Origin of the sequence: Curtobacterium sp. GC_Cur_3, from assembly GCF_026544205.1 — a bacterium.
In the GTDB taxonomy this organism is placed as follows: Bacteria; Actinomycetota; Actinomycetes; order Actinomycetales; family Microbacteriaceae; genus Curtobacterium.
In genome coordinates this window covers 39,003-58,324 of sequence record NZ_JALNUI010000008.1, presented here as the reverse complement: position 1 = coordinate 58,324, position 19,322 = coordinate 39,003, and the positions used below count along the sequence as shown (strand labels likewise).

Here is a 19,322-nt window from a genome sequence, read left to right as displayed (position 1 = left end):
GTCTGCATCGTTCGCAGTGCATTTCCAGGGTGGACAGCCGGGGTGCTGGTGGATCTGCCGACTCGGAGCGACAACGTCGACGTCGTACGACAGCGATCCTGTCGTACGGAGTCGAACACCCCCGCGCACGACGACGGCCCGGAGCCGTGGGGCTCCGGGCCGTCGTGGTCGTGCAGGCGCGCAGGCGCGCAGGCGCGCAGGCGCGCAGGTGCGCTGCGTGTGTGCGTGCAGCGCCCAGGCGTCAGCGCGGGATCACGCGAAGGCCTCGATCGGCGGGCAGGCGCACACCAGGTTGCGGTCGCCGTACGCCTGGTCGATGCGGCGCACCGGCGGCCAGTACTTCTTCTCCGCCATGCCCGGCAGCGGGTACACGGCCTGCTCCCGCGTGTAAGCGTGCTCCCACTCCCCCGAGATCACGGAGGAGGCGGTGTGCGGCGCTCCGACGAGCGGGTTGTCGTCAGCGGGCCACTCGCCCCGCTGGACGGCGTCTGCCTCGGCACGGATGGCCAGCATGGCGTCGACGAAGCGGTCGAGCTCCGCCAGGTCCTCGCTCTCCGTGGGCTCCACCATGAGCGTGCCCGCGACGGGGAACGACATGGTGGGGGCGTGGAAGCCGTAGTCGACCAGGCGCTTGGCGACGTCGTCCACCGTGATGCCGGTGGCGTCGCGGAGCGGTCGGAGGTCGAGGATGCACTCGTGCGCGACCAGGCCGGACTCCCCCGTGTAGAGCACCGGGAAGGCGTCACGGAGTCGCGCGGCGATGTAGTTCGCCCCGAGGACCGCCACCTCGGTCGCCCGGGTGAGCCCCTCGACGCCCATCATGCGGACGTACGACCACGTGATCGGCAGGATGCTCGGGCTGCCGTACGGCGCTGCCGAGACGGGCCCGCCGGCGTGCGCCAGCCGGTCCTCCGACGACGCGACGGACGCGCCGGTGCGACGGTCCTCCTGCTGGGCCATCGGGTGGCCGGGCAGGAACGCCGCCAGGTGCGCCTTCGCCGCGACGGGACCCACACCGGGGCCACCGCCGCCGTGCGGGATGCAGAAGGTCTTGTGCAGGTTGAGGTGCGAGACGTCGCCGCCGAAGTCGCCGAAGCGGGCGTGCCCGAGCAGCGCGTTGAGGTTCGCGCCGTCGACGTAGACCTGGCCGCCGGCGTCGTGCACGGCGTCGCAGATGTCGCGGATGTCGTGCTCGTAGACGCCGTGGGTCGACGGGTACGTGATCATCAGCGCCGCGAGGGTGTCGGCGTGCTCGGCCGTCTTCGCGCGGAGGTCGTCGAGGTCGACGTTGCCGTTCTCGTCGCATGCCACGACGACGACCCGCATGCCGGCGAGGACCGCCGACGCCGCGTTCGTGCCGTGCGCGCTGGACGGGATCAGGCAGACCGTGCGGGACTGGTCGCCGCGGGACCGGTGGTACCCGCGGATCGCGAGCAGTCCGGCGAGCTCGCCCTGGCTGCCGGCGTTCGGCTGCATGGAGACGGCGTCGTACCCGGTGACCTCGGCCAGCCAGGTCTCGAGGTCGCCGATCATGCCGAGGTAGCCCTCGACGTCGGAGCGCGGCGCGAACGGGTGGACGTTCGCGAACTCCGGCCACGTGACGGCGGCCATCTCGGTGGCGGCGTTGAGCTTCATCGTGCAGCTGCCGAGCGGGATCATGCCGCGGTCGAGCGCGTAGTCCTTGTCGGCGAGGTGCTTCAGGTAGCGCATCATCCGGGTCTCGCTGCGGTACGAGCTGAACACCGGGTGCGTCAGGTACTCGCTCTCACGAGCGAGGGCGGACGGGAGGCTCGTGGCTGCGTCCCGCACGGCCGTCTCGACGGCGCGCTGGTCCGGCCCGGCACCGCCGGCGAGGACCTCGGCGAGCACGCGGACGTCGTCGGCCGTGGTGGTCTCGTCGACCGCCACGGAGACGGTGTCCTCGTCCACCTGGTGCAGCAGGTACCCGCGCTCGGCGGCCGCGGCCACGATGTCCGCGGCGCCACCGGCACGACGGAGCGCGACGGTGTCGAAGAAGGCGTCGTGCAGGACCTCGACCCCGGCCGTGCGGGCGGCGTCGGCGAGCGCCGTGGCCGTCCGGGCGACGCGGTTCGCGATGAAGCGCAGGCCCTCTGGCCCGTGGTAGACCGCGTACATCGAGGCCATCACGGCGAGCAGCACCTGTGCGGTGCAGATGTTCGAGGTCGCCTTCTCGCGGCGGATGTGCTGCTCGCGGGTCTGCAGGCTGAGCCGGTAGGCCATGCTGCCGGCGGCGTCGAACGACACCCCGACGAGCCGGCCGGGGAGCTGGCGTTCCAGGCCCGCGCGGACGGCGAGGTACCCGGCGTGCGGCCCGCCGAACCCGAGCGGGACGCCGAAGCGCTGGGACGTGCCGACGGCGACGTCCGCGCCGAGGTCGCCCGGGCTGGCGAGCAGGGTCATCGCGAGCAGGTCGGCCGCGACGACGGCGATGCCCCCGCCGGCGTGCACTCGCGAGATGGCGGCACTCGGGTCGACGACGCGACCGGAGGCACCCGGGTACTGCAGGACGATGCCGAAGGCCCCGTCGACCTCGTCGTCGGTCAGCTCGCGGGTCGGGTCGACGACGCGGAGGGTGATGCCGACGGCGTCCGACCGGTTCTCGAGGAGCGCCATGGTCTGCGGGAGGACGTCCTGGTCGACCAGGAACGCGTCGCCCTTGACCTTCGAGGCCCGGCGGGCGAGGAGCATGCCCTCCACCACGGCGGTGCCCTCGTCGAGCATCGACGCCCCGGCGGTGGCCATCCCCGTGAGGTCGGCGACCATCGTCTGGAAGTTGATCAGGGCCTCCAGGCGGCCCTGCGAGATCTCCGGCTGGTACGGGGTGTACGCCGTGTACCAGCTCGGGTTCTCGAGCACGTTGCGCTGGATCACGGCGGGCGTGTGGGTGCCGTGGTAGCCGAGGCCGATCATCGGGCGCCGGACGGTGTTCTGCGACGCGAGGGCGCGGAGTTCGGCGAGCGCCTCGGTCTCGCCGACCGCGGGCGGGATCGAGGACGAGGCGACGGGCTCGGCGTGGATCGACGCCGGGATCGCGGCACGGACGAGGGCGTCGAGCGACGGCTGGCCGACGGTCTCGAGCATGACGCGCTGGTCGGCCGTGGTCGTGCCGATGTGACGGTCGGCGAACGTGGTCTGCAGGTTCTGGTCGTCGGTCGTCATGCGATGGACGCCCGGTACGTGTCGTGGTCCATCAGGTCCTCGGGGAAGGAGGTGCCCTCGACCCTGAGCTTCACGAGCCAGCCGGCGCCGAAGGGGTCCTGGTTGACGGTGTCGGGGGCGGCGACGACGGCCTCGTTGACCTCGACGACCTCGCCCTCGATCGGCGCGAACAGCTCGCCGACGCTCTTGGTGGACTCGATCTCCCCGATCTGGTGCCCGGCGGTCGCGGTGGTGCCGACGGCGGGCAGCTCGACGAAGACGACGTCACCGAGCTGCTCGGCGGCGTGGTCCGTGATGCCGACGGTGACGACGTCGCCCTCGACGAGGAGCCACTCGTGGTCCTTGGTGTACTGCAGTGCGGTCTGGTCGGTCATGGCCTCAGCCTTTCGATGCGCGGCGGTAGAAGGGGAACGCGGAGACCGATGCGGGGATGGCCGTGCCGCGGACGTCGATGTGGAGGACTTGTCCCTCGGCGAGGGCGGACGGCGCGACGAACGCCATCGCGACCGGGTGGCCGAGCGTCGGGGAGAGTGCGCCGGAGGTGACGGTGCCGACGACTTCTCCGTCGTGCAGGACGGGGTAGCCGGCGCGAGCGGCGCGGCGGCCCTCCATCACCAGGCCGACGAGCACCGGTGCGTCGTCGGGCGGCTGCACGCCGGACGCCCCGACGAAGTCGCCGTCCGTGGCGACGACACGACCGAGTCCGGCCTGCGCGGGACGGGTGTCGACGGAGAGCTCGTGGCCGTAGAGGGGCATGCCGGCCTCGAGCCGCAGGGTGTCCCGTGCCGCGAGTCCGGCGGGCACGACCCCGCGGGACGCCCCCGCTTCGAGCAGGGCGTCCCAGATGGCCGGCGCGACCTCTGGGTCGCTGTAGATCTCGAAGCCGTCCTCGCCGGTGTACCCGGTGCGGGCGATGAGCACCTCGGCGTCGTCGAACGTCGCGTGCAGGACCCGGTAGTAGCGGAGCTCGTCGAGCGGGGTCTCCGGCTGCAGGCGGTCCTCGACGACGAGGGCGTCGAGCGTGCCCGCGGCGGCGGGACCCTGGATCGCGACGAGCGCGGTCGTGTCGGAGTCGTCGGTGACCACGACGTCGAAGCCGGCCGCGCGGTCCTGCAGCGCGTCGACGGCGACGTCGCGGTTCGCGGCGTTCGCGACCACGAGGTACGAGTCCTCGCCCACCCGGTACACGACCAGGTCGTCGAGGATCCCGCCGTGCTCGGCGAGCAGGAGCGAGTACTTCGCGCGCCCGACGGTCATCGCCCCGAAGGCGCCGGCGAGCGCGTGGTCGAGGAAGGCGACCGAGCCGGGCCCGGTGACGCCGATCTCGGCCATGTGCGACAGGTCGAACACGCCGGCCGCCTGGCGCACGGCGTGGTGCTCGGCGAGGTCGGACGAGTACCGCACGGGCATGCGGTACCCGGCGAAGTCGGTGAACGAGGCACCGGCGGCGACGTGTGCCGCGTCGAGCGGGGACGAGCGCAGGTCGGACGGGGACATGGCGGAGTTCTCCTGGCGTGGGCCGGGCCCGACGGACGTCGGGCGGCACCCGACGACGATCGCCGGGTGGAACTCCCCCTCTGTCATGTGCCTGAGAGTTTCACCGCGGCCCGTGAGGTCCGGCGGCTTTCACCGTGGGCGAGACGTCCGGACCCGGTGGGTCACGGGAACGTCTGCTTTTCAGAGTGGCCTGTCCGCTGCGGTGTTGGACCTGAGAGATTGACGGGGAGGATGCTCCTTCGGTGTCGCGCGTCCGCCGGTGAACGGCAGGGCGGGCGACGTCTCCCGCGGCGGGTGGTCGGCCTCGGTGTTCAGTTGTCCGTCGCGAGCATACCGACCTCGCGTTACGGGCATGTGACGAGCACGGGGTCTTCGACATCTCGTAGAGTGCTCGGGTGGCAGGACAACGACAGCGTCCCCGTGGGCAGCTCGAGCAGGCGGTGCTCGACACCCTCTGGTCGGCCGACGGCGCGATGACCGCCCGGCAGGTGCTCGACGCCGTGCCCGAGCCCCGCCCGGCCCTGACGACGATCCTCACGGTGCTCGACCGCCTCGGCCGCAAGGGCGCCGTCGAGCGGGAGCAGCGCACCGACGGGCCACTGGCCTTCCGCGCCACGAACAGCCGTGACGAGCAGACCGCGTCCCTGATGTCGACCGCCCTCGCCGCAGCGTCCGACCGTGAGGCCGCGCTGCTGCAGTTCACGGGCTCCCTCGCTTCGGACGACCTCGACGTCCTCCGCCGCGCCCTCGACGCCCGCGCCCGCTCCTGACGGCCCCCCGCCCGTGGTCGTGACCGGTGTCGTCCTCGTCGTGCTGGCACTCGCGGTCGTCGTCGTCGCGCCGCGTGTCCTGACCCGGTCGGCATGGACGATCGACCGTCCGCGCACCGCCCTGGTCGCCTGGTCCGTCGCCGTGCTCCTGGGGGCACTCGGCTTCGTCGTCGGCATCGCGCTCGTGGTGCTCGCGAACCGGCCCGTCACGGACCCGTTCGGCCTCGCCGAGTCCCCCACGCGCGGGCTCAACGTCGGGGTCGCCGTCCTCGCGGTCATCGCCTTCGTCATCGCCGTCCGGGTCCGTCCCGGCGCGGAACACCGGGCCGTCCGCGACGCCATGCGCTCCGGCGCCGCCCCACACCGCGAGATCGACGGCACCATCGTCGCCGTGGTCGAGGCCGACCACGCCCTCGCCTGCGCGGTCCCCGGGCGGAGCGGCGGCGTCCTCGTGAGCACCGGGCTCGCCGACCGACTGCGCACCGACGAGCTGGAGGCCGTGGTCGCCCACGAACGCGCCCACCTGCGACAACGCCATGCGGCCGCCGTCGCGGTCGCCGAGTCCATCGAACGCGCGGTCCCGTGGATCCCCGGTGCGCGCGCCATGGCGCGCTCGACGCGCGTCCTCGTCGAGTTCGCGGCCGACGACGCCGCCGCACGCCGCATCGGACGCGACGCGGTGCGCCGGGCCGTCCTGGTGGCGGACGCGACGAGCGCGCTCGCGGCGATCCGAGCCTCCAGGCTGTCCTGAACCGGACCGGACGGACAGGAGGCGCTGGCTCGGTCCGGACGTCGGTGGCCGGGCGTACTGTGGTCGAGTCCACAGCCTGAAGGGGGACCGTGCAGCCGCTCACCGAAGCCGACATCCGTTCGTCGTTCGTCAACGCCACGCCCGAGGAACTCGCCCAGCTCCCGATCCCGGGGCTGCACGAGATGCTCTGGAACGAGCGCGAGTTCCTGGGCTGGCGCGACCCGCAGGCCGCGCGCCGGGGCTACATCGTCTCGTGGATCGACGGCCGCGCCGTCGGCATCGTCGTGCGCTCCGCCGGCGGGTCGCTCCGCCCCGGCATCGCCGCGATGTGCTCGTTCTGCCACTCCCCACAGCCGGCCACGCAGGTGCGCCTGTTCTCTGCGGCCCGCGCGGGCGAAGCCGGCCGGAACGGCAACACCATCGGCACCTACATCTGCGAAGACCTCGGGTGCCCGCTGCTGATCCGCATCGCCCCGCCGCACCTGAACCCGCCGGCGACGATCAGGACGCGTGGAGAGGCCCTGCTGCAGCGCATGCAGAACTTCACGGCGGACATCCTCAAGACCGCGTGACCGGTCGGTTCGCCACCGCGCGGTGGGCGGTCGTGACCGAGCAGGGTGACGGCCGGTGGCAGTTGTCGCTGCACGACGAGGCCGACGACGAGCTCGGGGCGCTCGGCCTCGGGGTCGAAGGCGCGTGGGACCCGGACGTCGAGCCGCACGTGGCGTTCGTGCTCGTGCAGCTCGGGCTGGCGCTGCGCGGGTCCGACCCGTGGCGCGAGGACGAGCTCGGCGACCAGCGGGCGCCGGTGCTGCCGCTGGGGTGAGGCGGTGCTGCGGTGCTGGTGCTGGTGCTGGTGCTGGTGCTGGTGCTGGTGCTGCGGTGGTGTTGCTGGGGGGCTGGGGCCGGCGTCAGTCGGTCGCGGCCATGAAGTTGCGGAGGACCTCGCGGTCGTCGTCGGCCCGTGACGCCCAGCAGAGTTCGCTGCGGTGGTCCCCCGTGACCGGCAGCAGGACGACCGTGTCCGGTGCGGCGAGGGTCGCACTCGCCGGGGCCACGGTCACCCCGAGCCCGACACCGACCAGGTGCAGGACGGTCGCCCATGTGGTGGCCTCCTGCACGACGACGGGGCGTCGGCCGTTCACCACGACCGGGGCCAGGTTGCGCTCGGTCGCCACGGCGCCGGCCTCGGGCGGGAAGAACACGAACGGGTCGTCGAGGAGCTCCGACCCGGCGATCTCCGTCCGATCGGCGAAGCGGTGCGACCGGGGCACCGCGGCGACGAACGGCTCGCTCCGGAACAGCGTCGTGCGCACGCCCTCGGTCGGGTCGGGGTCCCGCACGATCGCCAGGTCGAGCTCACCGCGGACGATGCGGGCGAGCAGCCGGGACGTGTAGCCCTCGGTGAGTTCGACGCGGACGAGCGGGTGGCGCTCCCGGAAGCGCTGGACGCGTTCGATCGGGCCGAGCGGCAGCGCCGACACGACGAACCCGACGTCGAGGCGTCCGACCTCACCGCGCCCCACCCGCACCGTCTCGTCGAGGTCCCGGGCGGCCTGCGCCAGGAGCGACCGGGCCCGACCGTGCAGCACCCGACCGGCCGGCGTCAGGGCGACACTGCGCGACGTCCGGACGAACAGGTCGACGCCGAGCGCCCGCTCCGTGCGGCGGATCTGCTGCGACAGCGCCGGTTGGGCCATGTGCAGCGTGGCGGCGGCCCGGCCGAAGTGCAGCTCGTCGGCGACCGCCAGGAACGCGCGGAGCTGCCGCAGGTCGACGTCAGGGTGATCCATGCACCGAGCGTACCGATCCACGTGAACGAGTATTGGACGTGACTTCCTCGGCGTCCGAGGATGGGTCCATGCCCGACACCGCCTCCGTCATCATCGACGACCTCAGGACCCCTGCCGACGCCGACGCGTTCCGCACCCTCAACGAGGCCTGGATCACCCGGTTCTTCACGCTCGAGGACGCGGACCGCGCGATCCTCGGCGACCCCGCCGGCCGCATCATCGAGCCCGGTGGCGCGGTGTTCGTCGCGCGACTCGGCGACGAGGTCGTCGGCTGCGTGGGCATCGCGCCTGAGGGCGAGCGTGTGTTCGAGCTCGTGAAGATGGCCGTGTCCGCCGAGCACCAGGGGCACGGCACCGGCCGTCTGCTCATCCGTGCGGCGATCGACCGGGCGCTGGCACTCGGGGCGCAGCGCATCACCCTCGAGACGAACTCCGGGCTCGCCAGTGCGGTGCACCTCTACGAGACGTCGGGCTTCCGGCACCTGACCGCCGAGGAACGGCACCCGAGCCCGTACGTGCGGGCCGACGTGGCGATGGTGCTCGACCTCTGAGTCCGGTCGGCGTCGGGCCCCCGCGTTGCTACGCTCGCCGCATGACGACGCACGAGGTCCAGGCCGTCCGCGAACAGGGCATGTGGCAGGTGTTCATCGACGGGTTCCTCGTCACCGAGGTCTCCCGGTGGTCGTCCGTCGGGTTCGCCGCCCGGCAGTGGGTGTCGCGCACGGACGAGGTACCCGCCAGCGAGGTCGACCTGCACGTCCGCGTCCTCGGTCGGAACCACTACATCGACGGCTGAGCCGCACCGCCCAGACCGCTCCACGGTGCGCTGTCGCTCCACGGTGCGCTGTCGCTCGACGGTGCGCTGTCGTTCGACCCGTGCGAGCTTGCGCACGCCGTGCGCTGTCGTGATCGCGCACCAGGTGGTCACCCTCGCACCAGGCAGAGGGAGGCGCACGGTGCTCGGGCGTCCAGCCGGAAGCGTCAGGCGACGTGCCAGACGACGCCCTCCTGCGCACTCGACGGGTAGGCCGCGGCGATCCGCAGCACCGCCTCGCGCAGGGTGTCCGGCGAGCACGCCAGGTTGATGCGTGCGAAGCCACGGCCCTCGGTACCGAAGGGCAGCCCGGAGTTCAGCGCGACGAACGCGTGCTCGCGGAGCTGGACGGCCGGGTCGTCGCCCAGACCGAGCCCTCGGAAGTCCAGCCACGCCAGGTAGCCCGCGCGCGGCCGGGCGTAGACGACCCCCGGCAGGTGCTCGGCCAGGAGCTTCGCGAGCAGCCGGTCGTTCGCGACGATGCGGTCGATGACGTCTTCGAGCCACCCAACCGCCAGCGTGAACGCGGCGAGGTTGGCGTGCAGGCCGAGGATGCTCGTCCGGCAGGCCACCTCCTCCCACAACGTGTCGAGGAGCTCGGCGGTCCGGGCGTCCCCCGCGACGATGACCGAGCACTTCACACCGGCGAGGTTCCAGCCCTTGCTCGCCGACGTCACGCAGACGCTCCGCGCACCGAGCGGTTCCGCGATCGCGGCGAACGGGGTGAACTGCACTCCCGGATGAGTGAGCGGGGCGTGGATCTCGTCGCTGATCACGAGCACGTCGTACCGGGCGGCGAGTGTCGCCAGGGCCTCGAGGTCGGCCCGGTCGTGGACCAGCCCGACGGGGTTGTGCGGGTTGCAGAGCAGGAAGACGCGGACGCCGCCGGCGAAGGCCCGCTCGAGCCCGTCGAGGTCGAGCCGGTACACGCCCCAGCGTTCCGTCAGGGGGACCTCCTCGACCTGACATCGGGCTTCCTCGACCAGCTCGAAGAACGGCGGGTACACCGGCGGGGTGATGGCGACACGGCCACCGTCGGGCAACGCCAGGCGCAGGGTCTCGACGATCCCCACGCTGACATCGGTCGCCAGGTACACGCGGGCGGGGTCGACGTCCCAGTCCCAGCGATCCCGGGCGAACTGCGCGAAGGCCGGAGCGAGGGGCCCGGGCCCGTCGAGGTACCCGAGGTCGGACTGCTGCACGCGCTCGACCAGCGCCTGCCGGATCTCGGGCGCGACCTCGTGGTCCATCTCGGCGACGAACAGGGGCAGCACGTCGGGCGCGTACCGCGTCCACTTGATGCTCGTCCGGACCCCGCGGAGCGTGCCGACCGGGTCCTCCTCGTCGTTCGCCATGCCCCCAAGGATGCACCGCCGCGTGGACCGCACGCGAGCCCGTCCGTCATCGGGCGTCGTGTTCCGCACTGCCCTGAGCCTCGTCGGGGCCTCCGGCCTACGCTCGGGCGCATGAGCAGCAGCACCGCCGACAAGGCGCAGACCCTGAAGTCCCTGCACGAAGCACCCGAGATCCTCCGCGTCGTCAACGTGTGGGACGCGATCAGCGCGAAGACCGTCGCGGCCCTCCCCGAGACGACGGCCATCGCGACCGCCGGGCACTCGATCGCCGCCTCGTACGGGTACGAGGACGGCGGGATGCCGCTGGACCTCGCGCTGCAGGGCGCCCGCATCGTGGCCGAGGCCGTCGACCTGCCGGTGAGCGCTGACCTCGACGACGGCTACGAGGACCCGGCCGAGACCATCCGCCGCGCGATCGGCTTCGGCGTCGTGGGCGCCAACGTCGAGGACCGCCTCCGACCGTTCGACGAGGCCGTCGCCCGCGTCGCCGCGATCATGCAGGCCGCTGAGCAGGAGGGCGTCGCCTTCCAGCTCAACGCCCGCACCGACGCCATCGCCAAGGGCGGGGACCGACCGATCGAGGAGAGCATCGCGGACGCGATCGACCGCGGGAAGGCCTTCCTCGACGCCGGCGCACCCCTCGTCTTCGTCCCCGGAGCGATCCAGCGCGACGTCGTGGAACAACTCGTCGACGGACTCGGTCGCGGCAAGCTGAGTGTCATCGGCCTGCCCGGCGCACTGCCCGCGGCCGAGTACGAAGCGCTCGGCGTCGCCCGCATCTCCTACGGCCCGCTGACCCAGCGCGTCGCGCTCCGCGCGTTGCGCGACCTCGCCACGGACCTGTACGGCGGAGGCGTCGTCCCGGAGGACACCCCGGCCCTCAACTGACCCGATCGGACGATGGGACGGACGGGAGGCTCGTGGCGGCGCCGCCACGAGCCTCCCGTCCTCCGATCGGCCGCTGGACAACCCGGCTGACATGCCGTACTGTGTGCTGTTGGTGCATTGCAGCGAACCCATCTGACTCGCGCACACCACCTCGTCTCGCACCGACTCACCCGAGTCGCATTCCCACGAGACAACCGCTCGCCCGCACGTCCGATCACACGGACCAGGCCGAGCAGCACGTCGAATTCCGACGTGCGCGTGCCCGCAGCACGCGACCGATGCGACACGAGTCGTCCGTCGGACCGCACCGCGGGACGCCAGCAGCCCAGGAAGACAGCACCATGACCAGCAACGAACGCATCACCATCCTCGGGACCGCCACCGCGGCACCCGTCATCTCCCCCGACCGCATCGCCGAGTTCCCCGTGCGCGACGCCGACACCCAGCGCGAGTACCTCGTGCGCGTGCCGGTCGACACGCTGGAGCTCTTCGTCACCCCCGGCATCCGTGTCGAGGTCGACGGCGAAGCCGGCTGGACCGTCCCCGGGCGGTCCTGGCGCGGCGAGGCCAGCCGCACCATCCTCCAGGCGGTCACCATCCGCCGGTCCGAGCTCGCGCTCGCAGCCTGACCCGAGCCTCCCGTCCGGACTGACCGGACTCGTCCGGTCAGTCCGGACACGCGAAACGCCGCCGATTCCTCGGCGGCGTTTCGTCGTCGTAGGCCGTGGCCGGTGTCCTAGACCGGCTGCGGGTCCTCGTCGACGCCCGCGAAGGGCGTCCGTCCGTCTGCGTACAGCGGCTGTTCCGGTCCGGCCTTCGAAGCGGCGTCGCGGAGACGCCGGATGAACGCCGGGTCCTCCAGGTCGAGCTCGTCGTCCGGGGCCTGGGTCAGCACGAGCTCGCTCGCCGGTCCCACCAGGAGCGTCGACGTCTCGATCGCTCCGTCGGCACCGATCGTCGGGACGTGGACCGCGTCCGTACGCCCGTTCGCTCCGAGTACCGCCGCATAGTCAGCGAGCGCTTCGGCGATGCGATCGCCCGTCATGATGACGCTTCCGTCGTAGTTGATGTACTTCACGTTCCACCTCCGCTCCCGAAGGTAGGCATCCGGGGTGCACGTCCGCCCGGCAGGTGCGTTGGATGGATGAGGAGGAGGCTCGTGATCGATCGGAGGGGCACGGATGAGGACAGACAGGGCTGCGCAGCTCATTCGTCGTGCGCGCTTGGACATCGGCATGTCTCGGGACGACCTCGCCCGTTCGGCGTATGTGCAGAGCGCGGTCATCTCTGCATACGAGAGTGGTCGCGCGCACCCGTCGCCCGAGTCATTGGAGCGGATACTCCGAGCCGCGCGACTCCGCCCGAGCATCCCGCTGACGCTCTACGCCGACGCGATCCGCGAAGCAGCCGAACGGTTCCTTTGCCGTCGACGTGCTGACGGACGACCAGACCGACGACGCGCACTTCTCGCACGTCCGTGACGAGGCCGTCCCGCTGTGAGCGAGTCGTTCAGCCCGCGATGGAGGACAGCATCCGGGACGTCATCGAACAGCGGATCCCGCAGGTGATCGACGCGTTGCTCGACTGAGGTCGTTGATCTCCGACCAGACCTCGTCGAGGGAGAGCCCGAGCACGCCGGCGATGGCAGCGATCGTCGGGAACGCGGGGGTTGCGACCCGCCCCGTCTCGATCTTGCGGAGCGTCTCGGGCGAGACACCAGCCTCCAACGCGGTCTCGAGCATCGACCGGTCCCCTCGCGCACGACGGAGCAGAGCGCCGAGTCGCTGCCCGCGTTCGATGTCGGCAGCAGTCAGTGGGAGACGGACCATGGTCCCGATACTAATACCGGTACAGTTGTCGGCATGATCGAGATCTTCACCCCGTCCGAACTCCCCCGCGCCCGAGCAGTCGGAGCCCTCGTCGGGTCGATGCTGCGCCGGCTGCAGGAGCGGACGACGGTCGGGACGAACCTGCTCGACATCGACCGGTGGACCGAGACGATGATCCGCGAAGCCGGGGCCGAGTCCTGCTACGTCGACTACGCCCCATCGTTCGGCCGCGGGCCCTTCGGGCACTTCATCTGCACGTCGGTCAACGACGCCGTGCTGCACGGGCTCCCCCACGACTACCGGCTGCGGGACGGCGATCTGCTGACGCTCGACCTGGCGGTGACGCTCGACGGCGTCGTCGCGGACTCCGCCGTGAGCTTCGTCGTGGGAACCACGGCCGCGCCCGAGGACCTGGCGATGATCGAGGTCACCGAGCGGGCCCTCGCTGCCGGCATCGCCGCCGCGGCACCCGGAGCGAAGATCGGGGACCTGTCGCACGCGATCGGGTCCGTCCTGACCGAAGCCGGGTACCCGATCAACCTGCAGTTCGGTGGGCACGGGGTCGGGTCGACCATGCACGGCGACCCGCACATCGCGAACGACGGCCGCGCTGGTCGTGGCTACACGCTCCGGCCAGGCCTCCTGCTCGCGCTGGAGCCCTGGATCATGGCGGACACCGACGAGCTCGTGACCGACGACGACGGGTGGACGCTGCGGAGCGCCACGGGAGCCCGGACGGCGCACAGCGAGCACACGATCGCGATCACCGAGGACGGCGCTGAGGTGCTGACGCTGCGCTGACGGCCAGCCTGTGAGTCAGTACTCGCCCTTGATGACGAAGTAGGACCCGCGGATCTCGCCGGCCAGCTTCGACCGTTGGCGGGCGAACTTGAAGGAGGACAGCTCCTCCGGCACGTCCATGCCGAGCGAGAGCTTGAAGCCGACGGCGCGCTTGCCACCCGGTTCGACCGCGTACATGACGTTGATCGCCAGGCCCGACTCGTAGAAGACGTAGGCCATGCGGAGACCCTCGACCTCGAAGCCGCTGACCTCGAGGGGCGGAGACGCGACGACGATGCCGCGCTCGTCGTGCAGGACCCGGGTTACGAGGTCGAGGACCTCGGGCGCTTCCTGCGGGGTCCTCGTGACGAAGACGTGGTCGTACTTGTTCTTGTAGTAGCGGGCCTCGTTCGCGCGGAGGCCGGCGAGGGCTGGAGCGACCGGGGAGGTCTCGAGCCCGGTGGTCGATACGTCGACGAAGTCGACCGTGTACGTCATGGCGTCACCGTAGCGCTCCGGACCCGGTTGTGGGGCGAGTGCTTTGACGGCGCGCAGACGAACCAGGATCGTGATGGCACTGTCCGGCGTGGTCAGCTTCGTGCTGGACCTCCGCACGTGGCGACGATCCCGCCAGACATGACCGACTAGTTGTTGAAGCGGAACTCCACGACGTCGCCGTCCTGCATGACGTAGTCCTTGCCCTCGATGCGGGCCTTGCCGTGCGCACGAGCCTCGGCGATGGAGCCCGTCTCGACGAGGTCCTCGAACGAGATGACCTCCGCCTTGATGAAGCCCTTCTCGAAGTCGGTGTGGATGACGCCGGCAGCCTGGGGCGCCTTCCACCCCTTGCCGATCGTCCACGCGCGGGACTCCTTCGGCCCGGCGGTCAGGTACGTCTGCAGCCCGAGGGTGTCGAAGCCGATCCGCGCGAGTTGGTTCAGCCCGGACTCGGTCTGACCGGTGGACTCGAGGAGCTCGGCGGCGTCCGCGGGGTCGAGGTCGATGAGTTCGGACTCGACCTGGGCGTCGAGGAACACGGCCTGGGCGGGGGCGACGAGCGCCGCGAGTTCGGCCTTGCGGTCCTCGTCCGTCAGGATCGCCTCGTCGACGTTGAAGACGAAGATGAACGGCTTGGCGCTGAGCAGCCCGAGTTCGGCGATCGGCGACAGGTCGATCTTCGTGGCGGACAGCAGCGTGCCCTGCTCGAGCGTGGCGCGGACCTCGCGAGCGGTCTCGAGGACGGCGGGCTCCATCTGCTTGAGCTTCACCGCCTTCTCGTAGCGCGGCATCGCCTTGTCGACGGTCTCCATGTCGGCGAGGATCAGCTCGGTGTTGATGACCTCGAGGTCATCCTTCGGGGAGACCTTGTTCGCCACGTGCACGACGTCGTCGTCGGTGAACCCGCGGACGACCTGCGCGATGGCGTCGGCTTCGCGGATGTTGGCGAGGAACTTGTTGCCGAGTCCTTCACCCTCGCTGGCGCCCTTGACGATGCCGGCGATGTCGACGAACGACACCGGCGCGGGCACGGTCTTCTCCGACTTGAACAGCTCCGCGAGCGTGTCGAGCCGCGGGTCGGGCAGGTTCACGACCCCGACGTTCGGCTCGATCGTCGCAAACGGGTAGTTCGCCGCCAGGACCGAGTTCTTGGTGAGCGCGTTGAACAGGGTCGACTTGCCGACGTTCGGGAGACCGACGATTCCGATGGTGAGAGCCACGGGAGGACAGCCTACCGGCGGCTGCCCGCCGGAGCCGACCCGGGCCTCCAGTCGGTCGGTCAGGCGCCGTCCGGGACAGAAGCCAACGAGGTGAACCGCTCGATCGCGACACCGGCGGCTCCCCCACCTGGCACCCTGGTCCCCGGGGCGACAGACGGAGGACAGCCATGTGGTTCGAACGCGACCGGCTCGGCGTGCACTCGATGGGCTTCGACGCCCGCGACCAGCGGCGGTGGTTCACGCCGGAGACGATCGCCGCGCTCGAGGCCATGCCACCCCGTGAACTCGACGCCCTGCACGATGCCCTGGCCGAGCTCGAAGCGGACGTCCTGGTCGAGTACGACCCCGAGGACGCCGCCATCGACCACCAGGAGGAGGACCGCTGGCGGATGGTCGCCCCGCCCGCGGACGCCGCCTTCCCGACGATCACCGAGGACTTCGCCGCGGCGATCGCGGCGCACGTGCGGAGCCTCCCGCCCCGGTGGCGACTCGACGGGGCAGCGCTCGCGTTCGAACTCGTCGGCACGGTCCTCCGCCCCTGGTGGACGGCGGAGCACGCACGACGGACGAGGACGTGGCGGATCACCGCACGTCGACGTCGCGGCACCCGCAGGAACCGCCGCCGCTGACGCAACGCCGACGCGCGTTCCGGCGATGTCGGAACCCCGTGCGACGATCGGGACGTGTCATTGGACTTCACCGCGATCGACTTCGAGACCGCCAACAGCTCGCCTGCCAGCGCGTGTTCCGTCGGCCTCGTGAAGGTCCGCGCGGGCCGGGTCGTCGAGCGGGCGTCGTGGTTCATCCGCCCGCCGTTCGGGCACGACGCCTTCCTCGAGTGGAACACCCGCATCCACGGCATCGTCGCCGAGGACGTCGTCCACGCCAAGACGTGGGAGCAGCAGTACCCGGACATCGTGGCCTTCGCCGCCGGGGACGTCCTCGTCGCCCACAACGCCCGGTTCGACATGGGCGTGATCGCGGGCGGCTGCTCGGCGACGGGCATCGAGCTGTCCGAGCACCACTCGATGTGCTCGCTCGCGGTGGCACGCAAGACGTACACGCTCGACTCGTACCGCCTGCCGATGGCCGCGATGGCCGCGGGGTTCGAGGACTTCCAGCACCACGACGCAGCAGCCGACGCCGAGGCCTGTGCCGCGATCGTCGTGCACGCCGCGCAGCGTCATGAGGCCCCCACGGTCGAGGCCCTCGGGGCGGCGACCCGGGTGACGATCAACCCGGTGCGGATCCGCGCCGAGAAGCCGCGGGCCGCGAACCAGCCGCGGCTGTCGAACCGCCCGATGATCTTCGCCGACTGAGCGGACCAACTGCCTGGGCCGACGGAGCCGGCCGCTTCCGAGGGCCGCTGCGGCCCCGATGGTATTGTCACGACAATCCGCCGCGGCACCGCAGCCGCACCCGCAGCCAGCACGCCGCACTCCCCGAAGGACAGCGATGACCAACGAAGGCCAGGTGCCGTCCGACCTGTTCATGGACCTGGACCGGTCGGGTCCGATGCCCCTCTACTTCCAGGTCGCCTCGCGCATCGAGGAGTCGATCCGCTCCGGCGCGATGCCGCCGGGCTCCCGGCTGGAGAACGAGATCGCCCTCGGCGAGCGCCTGGGGCTGTCCCGCCCGACGATCCGTCGTGCCATCCAGGACCTCGTCGACAAGGGCCTGCTCGTCCGGCGTCGTGGCATCGGCACGCAGGTCGTGCACGGGCCCGTCACCCGCAAGGTCGAACTGACGAGCCTGTTCGACGACCTGACGCAGGGGTCGCAGAAGCCGACGACCAAGCTCCTCGATCGCAGTGACGTCCCCGCGAGCCCCGCCGTCGCCGAGGCGCTCAGCGTGCAGCCCGGCACGACGGTGGTCCACATCCGCCGCGTGCGGTTCGCCGAGGACGTGCCGATGGCGATCCTCGAGAACTACCTGCCGCCGGAGTTCCTCGAGATCACCGACACGGACCTGCAGTCCCACGGGCTGTACCAGCTGCTCCGTGCCCGCGGGGTGACGATGCGGGTCGCCAAGCAGCGGATCGGCGCACGGGCGGTCACGGATGAAGAGGCGGGCCTGCTCGAGATCGAGGACGGCGACCCTGTCCTCACCATGAGCCGCACCGCCTACGACGCCTCGGGCCGCGCGGTCGAGTACGGCGTGCACTGCTACCGCCCCGACCGCTACTCGTTCGAGGTCACCCTCGTCGACAAGTAGGCCGCGCTACCCCGCCGAGGGCACGCCGAGCTCGCCCGTGACGTACTGCGCGCGTCCGAAGCCGAACGACCAGTCCTGCGGTCCGTTCTCGACGTAGCCGATGAAGACGTCCTCGGTCGCCACGCCGACCGCCACGAGCCGGTCGTGGATCGCCGCGTAGAGCGTCGTCTTGGCGTCGTCCGTCCGACCGCGCTGCGTGAAGACCTGGATCATGACGACGCCCTCGGTGCGCTCGAAGCCCAGTCCGGCGTCCTCGGCGATGATCTGCTGCGCCGGGTGCTCGGTGACGATCTGGAACCGGTCACGCGGCGGGATGCCGTAGACGTCGACGATGGCGGTGTGGATCGCGTCGGCGATGGCGCGGACGGCTTCGGGGCTGCGCCCGGTGGTCAGGTCGATACGGACGAGCGGCATGGTGCCTCCTGCTGGTCGAGACTTTGTCCTGACAAAGTACCACGGTTCCGGGCGGGGCCAGAGACGGACAGGAGGCGCGGCACCTGCTGGCGCCGGGCCTCCTGTCCGTCGCAGTGACCGTCTAGAGCACGGGGGTCGCCGCGTCGGCGGTGAGCGGCCCCTCGACGCGGGCGACGTCGTGCCAGGCACCGTCGGCGAGGGAGGCCTCCGCGGCCTCGACGACGGAGGCGGCGGCCAGGCCGTCGGCGACCGACGGCGCGAGCTGCTCTCCGCGACGGACGCTGGCGATGAACTGCGCGGCCTCGATGGTCTTCAGGTCGTCGTAGCCCATCGCAGTCCCAGCACCCGGCTGGAACCGGCCGAACTCGCCGTCGCCCGGCGCGACGAGGTGCGTGGTGTAGCCGGACGACTCCTGCCCGTCGAGCGCGACCTGGAGCTCGTTCATCCGCTGGAAGTCCCAGCGCACGGAGCCCCTGGTGCCGTAGACCTCGATCGCGTACTCGGCGTGGGGCCCGTGCATGACCCGACTCGAGTCCATCGTGCCGACAGCGCCACCGTCGAAGCGGAGGAGCAGCGCGGCGTAGTCCTCGTTCTCGACCGGACGCAGCGCGCCCGTCGCCGCGGCGCTCCGGTCCACGATGCCAGCGCCGGGGACGGGACGCTCGGTGATGACGGTGTCGGCGAGCGCGGTGACGCTTCCGATCCGCCCGACCAGGTACTGCGCCAGGTCGAGGCCGTGCGAGAGCAGGTCGCCGAGGACTCCGGAGCCCGCACGGTCCCGCTCGAAGCGCCAGGTCAGGGGTGCCGCGGGGTCGGCGGAGTAGTCGGCGAGGAACGACCCGCGCACGGTCGTGACCCGGCCGAGTCGACCGTTCCGGACCAGCTCGCGGGCACGCTCGATCGCCGGGGCGTGCCGGTAGTTGAAGCCGACACTCGTGATCACGCCGGAACGCTGGACGGCCTGGTGGATCGCGCGGGAGTCCTCGGCGGAACGGCCCATCGGCTTCTCGATCCAGAACGGCTTGCCCGCCTCTGCGGCGGCGACGGCCATCTCGCGGTGCAGGAAGTTCGGCGAGCAGATCGAGACGACGTCGACGGCCGGGTCCGCGAGGACCTCGTGCCAGTCGGCGACAGCGCGCTCGTAGCCGAGGCGGTCGACGGCCTGCGCACGGGCCTCGGGGACCGGGTCCGCCGCGACCACGAGCCGCGGCCGGACGCCGAGCTCCGGGAAGTGGTCGGGCAGCGCGCGGTAGGCACGCGAGTGCAGCCGCCCCATCCACCCGACGGAGATCAGTCCGACGCCGATCGAGTCCATCGCG

At 71.4% G+C, this 19,322-nt stretch carries 24 protein-coding genes and 1 riboswitch; of the genes, 13 read left to right on the top strand and 11 right to left on the bottom strand.

Going from position 1 to position 19,322, the window contains the following annotated elements:
- Positions 1–252 precede the first annotated feature (252 nt).
- The 3 genes from gcvP to gcvT are packed head-to-tail and all read right to left on the bottom strand — an operon-like array spanning position 253 to position 4,677.
- Positions 253–3,180, bottom strand: coding sequence for an aminomethyl-transferring glycine dehydrogenase (gcvP, locus tag OXR63_RS05885; RefSeq protein WP_267420731.1), 2,928 nt, complete (start codon positions 3,178–3,180; stop codon positions 253–255).
- The gene (gene gcvH, locus OXR63_RS05880) at positions 3,177–3,554 is read right to left on the bottom strand and encodes a glycine cleavage system protein GcvH (protein ID WP_267420729.1); all 378 of its coding nucleotides are present in this window, start codon (positions 3,552–3,554) and stop codon (positions 3,177–3,179) included. Before gcvH ends, gcvP begins: the two co-directional genes overlap by 4 nt.
- 4 nt (positions 3,555–3,558) lie before the next feature.
- Entirely contained in the window at positions 3,559–4,677 is a 1,119-nt protein-coding gene (gene gcvT, locus OXR63_RS05875) for a glycine cleavage system aminomethyltransferase GcvT (RefSeq protein WP_267420977.1), read from the bottom strand.
- Positions 4,678–4,867: 190 nt separating this feature from the next.
- A riboswitch (glycine riboswitch) is annotated at positions 4,868–4,975 on the bottom strand.
- 97 nt (positions 4,976–5,072) lie between these two features.
- Here gcvT and OXR63_RS05870 point away from each other — a divergent pair.
- The 4 genes from OXR63_RS05870 (at position 5,073) to OXR63_RS05855 (ending at position 7,024) form a co-directional block, all read left to right on the top strand.
- The gene (locus OXR63_RS05870) at positions 5,073–5,447 is read left to right on the top strand and encodes a BlaI/MecI/CopY family transcriptional regulator (protein WP_267420728.1); all 375 of its coding nucleotides are present in this window, start codon (positions 5,073–5,075) and stop codon (positions 5,445–5,447) included.
- Between the two features lie 19 nt (positions 5,448–5,466).
- Positions 5,467–6,198 carry a M56 family metallopeptidase gene (locus OXR63_RS05865; protein WP_267420727.1) on the top strand — a complete coding sequence of 244 codons (732 nt, stop codon included), beginning with the start codon at positions 5,467–5,469 and terminating at the stop codon, positions 6,196–6,198.
- Between the two features lie 89 nt (positions 6,199–6,287).
- Positions 6,288–6,770, top strand: coding sequence for an FBP domain-containing protein (locus tag OXR63_RS05860; protein ID WP_194629633.1), 483 nt, complete (start codon positions 6,288–6,290; stop codon positions 6,768–6,770).
- Positions 6,767–7,024, top strand: coding sequence for a hypothetical protein (locus OXR63_RS05855; RefSeq protein WP_267420725.1), 258 nt, complete (start codon positions 6,767–6,769; stop codon positions 7,022–7,024). Before OXR63_RS05860 ends, OXR63_RS05855 begins: the two co-directional genes overlap by 4 nt.
- Before the next feature lie 85 nt (positions 7,025–7,109).
- On the opposite strand, the gene OXR63_RS05850 is transcribed toward OXR63_RS05855, so the two are convergent.
- Positions 7,110–7,991, bottom strand: coding sequence for a LysR substrate-binding domain-containing protein (locus tag OXR63_RS05850; RefSeq protein WP_267420724.1), 882 nt, complete (start codon positions 7,989–7,991; stop codon positions 7,110–7,112).
- Positions 7,992–8,059: 68 nt separating this feature from the next.
- Between OXR63_RS05850 and OXR63_RS05845 the strand changes: the two genes are divergently transcribed.
- Positions 8,060–8,542: a GNAT family N-acetyltransferase gene (locus tag OXR63_RS05845; protein WP_267420723.1), complete on the top strand. Its 483-nt coding sequence runs from the start codon at positions 8,060–8,062 to the stop codon at positions 8,540–8,542.
- Positions 8,543–8,583: 41 nt separating this feature from the next.
- On the top strand, positions 8,584–8,787 hold the full coding sequence (locus OXR63_RS05840; RefSeq protein ID WP_194629625.1) for a hypothetical protein: 204 nt from the start codon (positions 8,584–8,586) through the stop codon (positions 8,785–8,787).
- A 185-nt stretch (positions 8,788–8,972) separates the two neighbouring features.
- Here OXR63_RS05840 and OXR63_RS05835 read toward each other — a convergent pair whose 3' ends face one another.
- The gene (locus tag OXR63_RS05835; RefSeq protein WP_267420721.1) at positions 8,973–10,160 is read right to left on the bottom strand and encodes a MalY/PatB family protein; all 1,188 of its coding nucleotides are present in this window, start codon (positions 10,158–10,160) and stop codon (positions 8,973–8,975) included.
- A 111-nt stretch (positions 10,161–10,271) separates the two neighbouring features.
- Here OXR63_RS05835 and OXR63_RS05830 point away from each other — a divergent pair, with 111 nt between their 5' ends.
- Together OXR63_RS05830 and OXR63_RS05825 are read left to right on the top strand one after the other, a co-directional pair.
- Positions 10,272–11,048 (top strand): isocitrate lyase/PEP mutase family protein, encoded by a 777-nt coding sequence (locus OXR63_RS05830; protein WP_267420720.1) that lies wholly within the window; start codon positions 10,272–10,274, stop codon positions 11,046–11,048.
- Positions 11,049–11,389: 341 nt separating this feature from the next.
- Positions 11,390–11,677, top strand: a complete 288-nt coding sequence (locus tag OXR63_RS05825; RefSeq protein ID WP_267420719.1) for a hypothetical protein — start codon at positions 11,390–11,392, stop codon at positions 11,675–11,677.
- Between the two features lie 107 nt (positions 11,678–11,784).
- Here OXR63_RS05825 and OXR63_RS05820 read toward each other — a convergent pair whose 3' ends face one another.
- Complete coding sequence (locus OXR63_RS05820) at positions 11,785–12,126, bottom strand: hypothetical protein (RefSeq protein WP_267420718.1); 342 nt, start codon at positions 12,124–12,126, stop codon at positions 11,785–11,787.
- Positions 12,127–12,229: 103 nt separating this feature from the next.
- Between OXR63_RS05820 and OXR63_RS18515 the strand changes: the two genes are divergently transcribed.
- A complete protein-coding gene (locus tag OXR63_RS18515; protein ID WP_374116073.1) occupies positions 12,230–12,529 on the top strand; it encodes a helix-turn-helix domain-containing protein in 300 nt (99 codons plus the stop codon).
- A gap of 60 nt (positions 12,530–12,589) precedes the next feature.
- Here OXR63_RS18515 and OXR63_RS05815 read toward each other — a convergent pair whose 3' ends face one another.
- Entirely contained in the window at positions 12,590–12,877 is a 288-nt protein-coding gene (locus tag OXR63_RS05815; RefSeq protein ID WP_267420717.1) for a helix-turn-helix domain-containing protein, read from the bottom strand.
- A 33-nt stretch (positions 12,878–12,910) separates the two neighbouring features.
- Between OXR63_RS05815 and map the strand changes: the two genes are divergently transcribed.
- Positions 12,911–13,678: a type I methionyl aminopeptidase gene (gene map, locus OXR63_RS05810; RefSeq protein ID WP_267420716.1), complete on the top strand. Its 768-nt coding sequence runs from the start codon at positions 12,911–12,913 to the stop codon at positions 13,676–13,678.
- A 15-nt stretch (positions 13,679–13,693) separates the two neighbouring features.
- Here map and OXR63_RS05805 read toward each other — a convergent pair whose 3' ends face one another.
- Complete coding sequence (locus tag OXR63_RS05805; RefSeq protein ID WP_267420715.1) at positions 13,694–14,155, bottom strand: phage tail protein; 462 nt, start codon at positions 14,153–14,155, stop codon at positions 13,694–13,696.
- Positions 14,156–14,301: 146 nt separating this feature from the next.
- The gene (ychF, locus tag OXR63_RS05800) at positions 14,302–15,375 is read right to left on the bottom strand and encodes a redox-regulated ATPase YchF (RefSeq protein ID WP_267420714.1); all 1,074 of its coding nucleotides are present in this window, start codon (positions 15,373–15,375) and stop codon (positions 14,302–14,304) included.
- 167 nt (positions 15,376–15,542) lie between these two features.
- On the opposite strand from ychF, the gene OXR63_RS05795 reads away from it, so the two are divergent.
- The 3 genes from OXR63_RS05795 to OXR63_RS05785 all read left to right on the top strand — a co-directional run bounded on the left by OXR63_RS05795 (position 15,543) and on the right by OXR63_RS05785 (position 17,589).
- Positions 15,543–16,004, top strand: coding sequence for a hypothetical protein (locus tag OXR63_RS05795; RefSeq protein ID WP_267420713.1), 462 nt, complete (start codon positions 15,543–15,545; stop codon positions 16,002–16,004).
- A 54-nt stretch (positions 16,005–16,058) separates the two neighbouring features.
- Complete coding sequence (locus tag OXR63_RS05790; protein WP_267420712.1) at positions 16,059–16,694, top strand: exonuclease domain-containing protein; 636 nt, start codon at positions 16,059–16,061, stop codon at positions 16,692–16,694.
- Positions 16,695–16,830: 136 nt separating this feature from the next.
- Positions 16,831–17,589, top strand: a complete 759-nt coding sequence (locus OXR63_RS05785; RefSeq protein WP_267420711.1) for a GntR family transcriptional regulator — start codon at positions 16,831–16,833, stop codon at positions 17,587–17,589.
- 6 nt (positions 17,590–17,595) lie between these two features.
- Here the strand turns inward: OXR63_RS05785 and OXR63_RS05780 are convergent, their stop codons facing one another.
- Positions 17,596–18,003 carry a tautomerase family protein gene (locus tag OXR63_RS05780; protein WP_267420709.1) on the bottom strand — a complete coding sequence of 136 codons (408 nt, stop codon included), beginning with the start codon at positions 18,001–18,003 and terminating at the stop codon, positions 17,596–17,598.
- A gap of 121 nt (positions 18,004–18,124) precedes the next feature.
- Positions 18,125–19,318: a Gfo/Idh/MocA family protein gene (locus tag OXR63_RS05775; protein WP_267420708.1), complete on the bottom strand. Its 1,194-nt coding sequence runs from the start codon at positions 19,316–19,318 to the stop codon at positions 18,125–18,127.
- Positions 19,319–19,322: the final 4 nt, after the last annotated feature.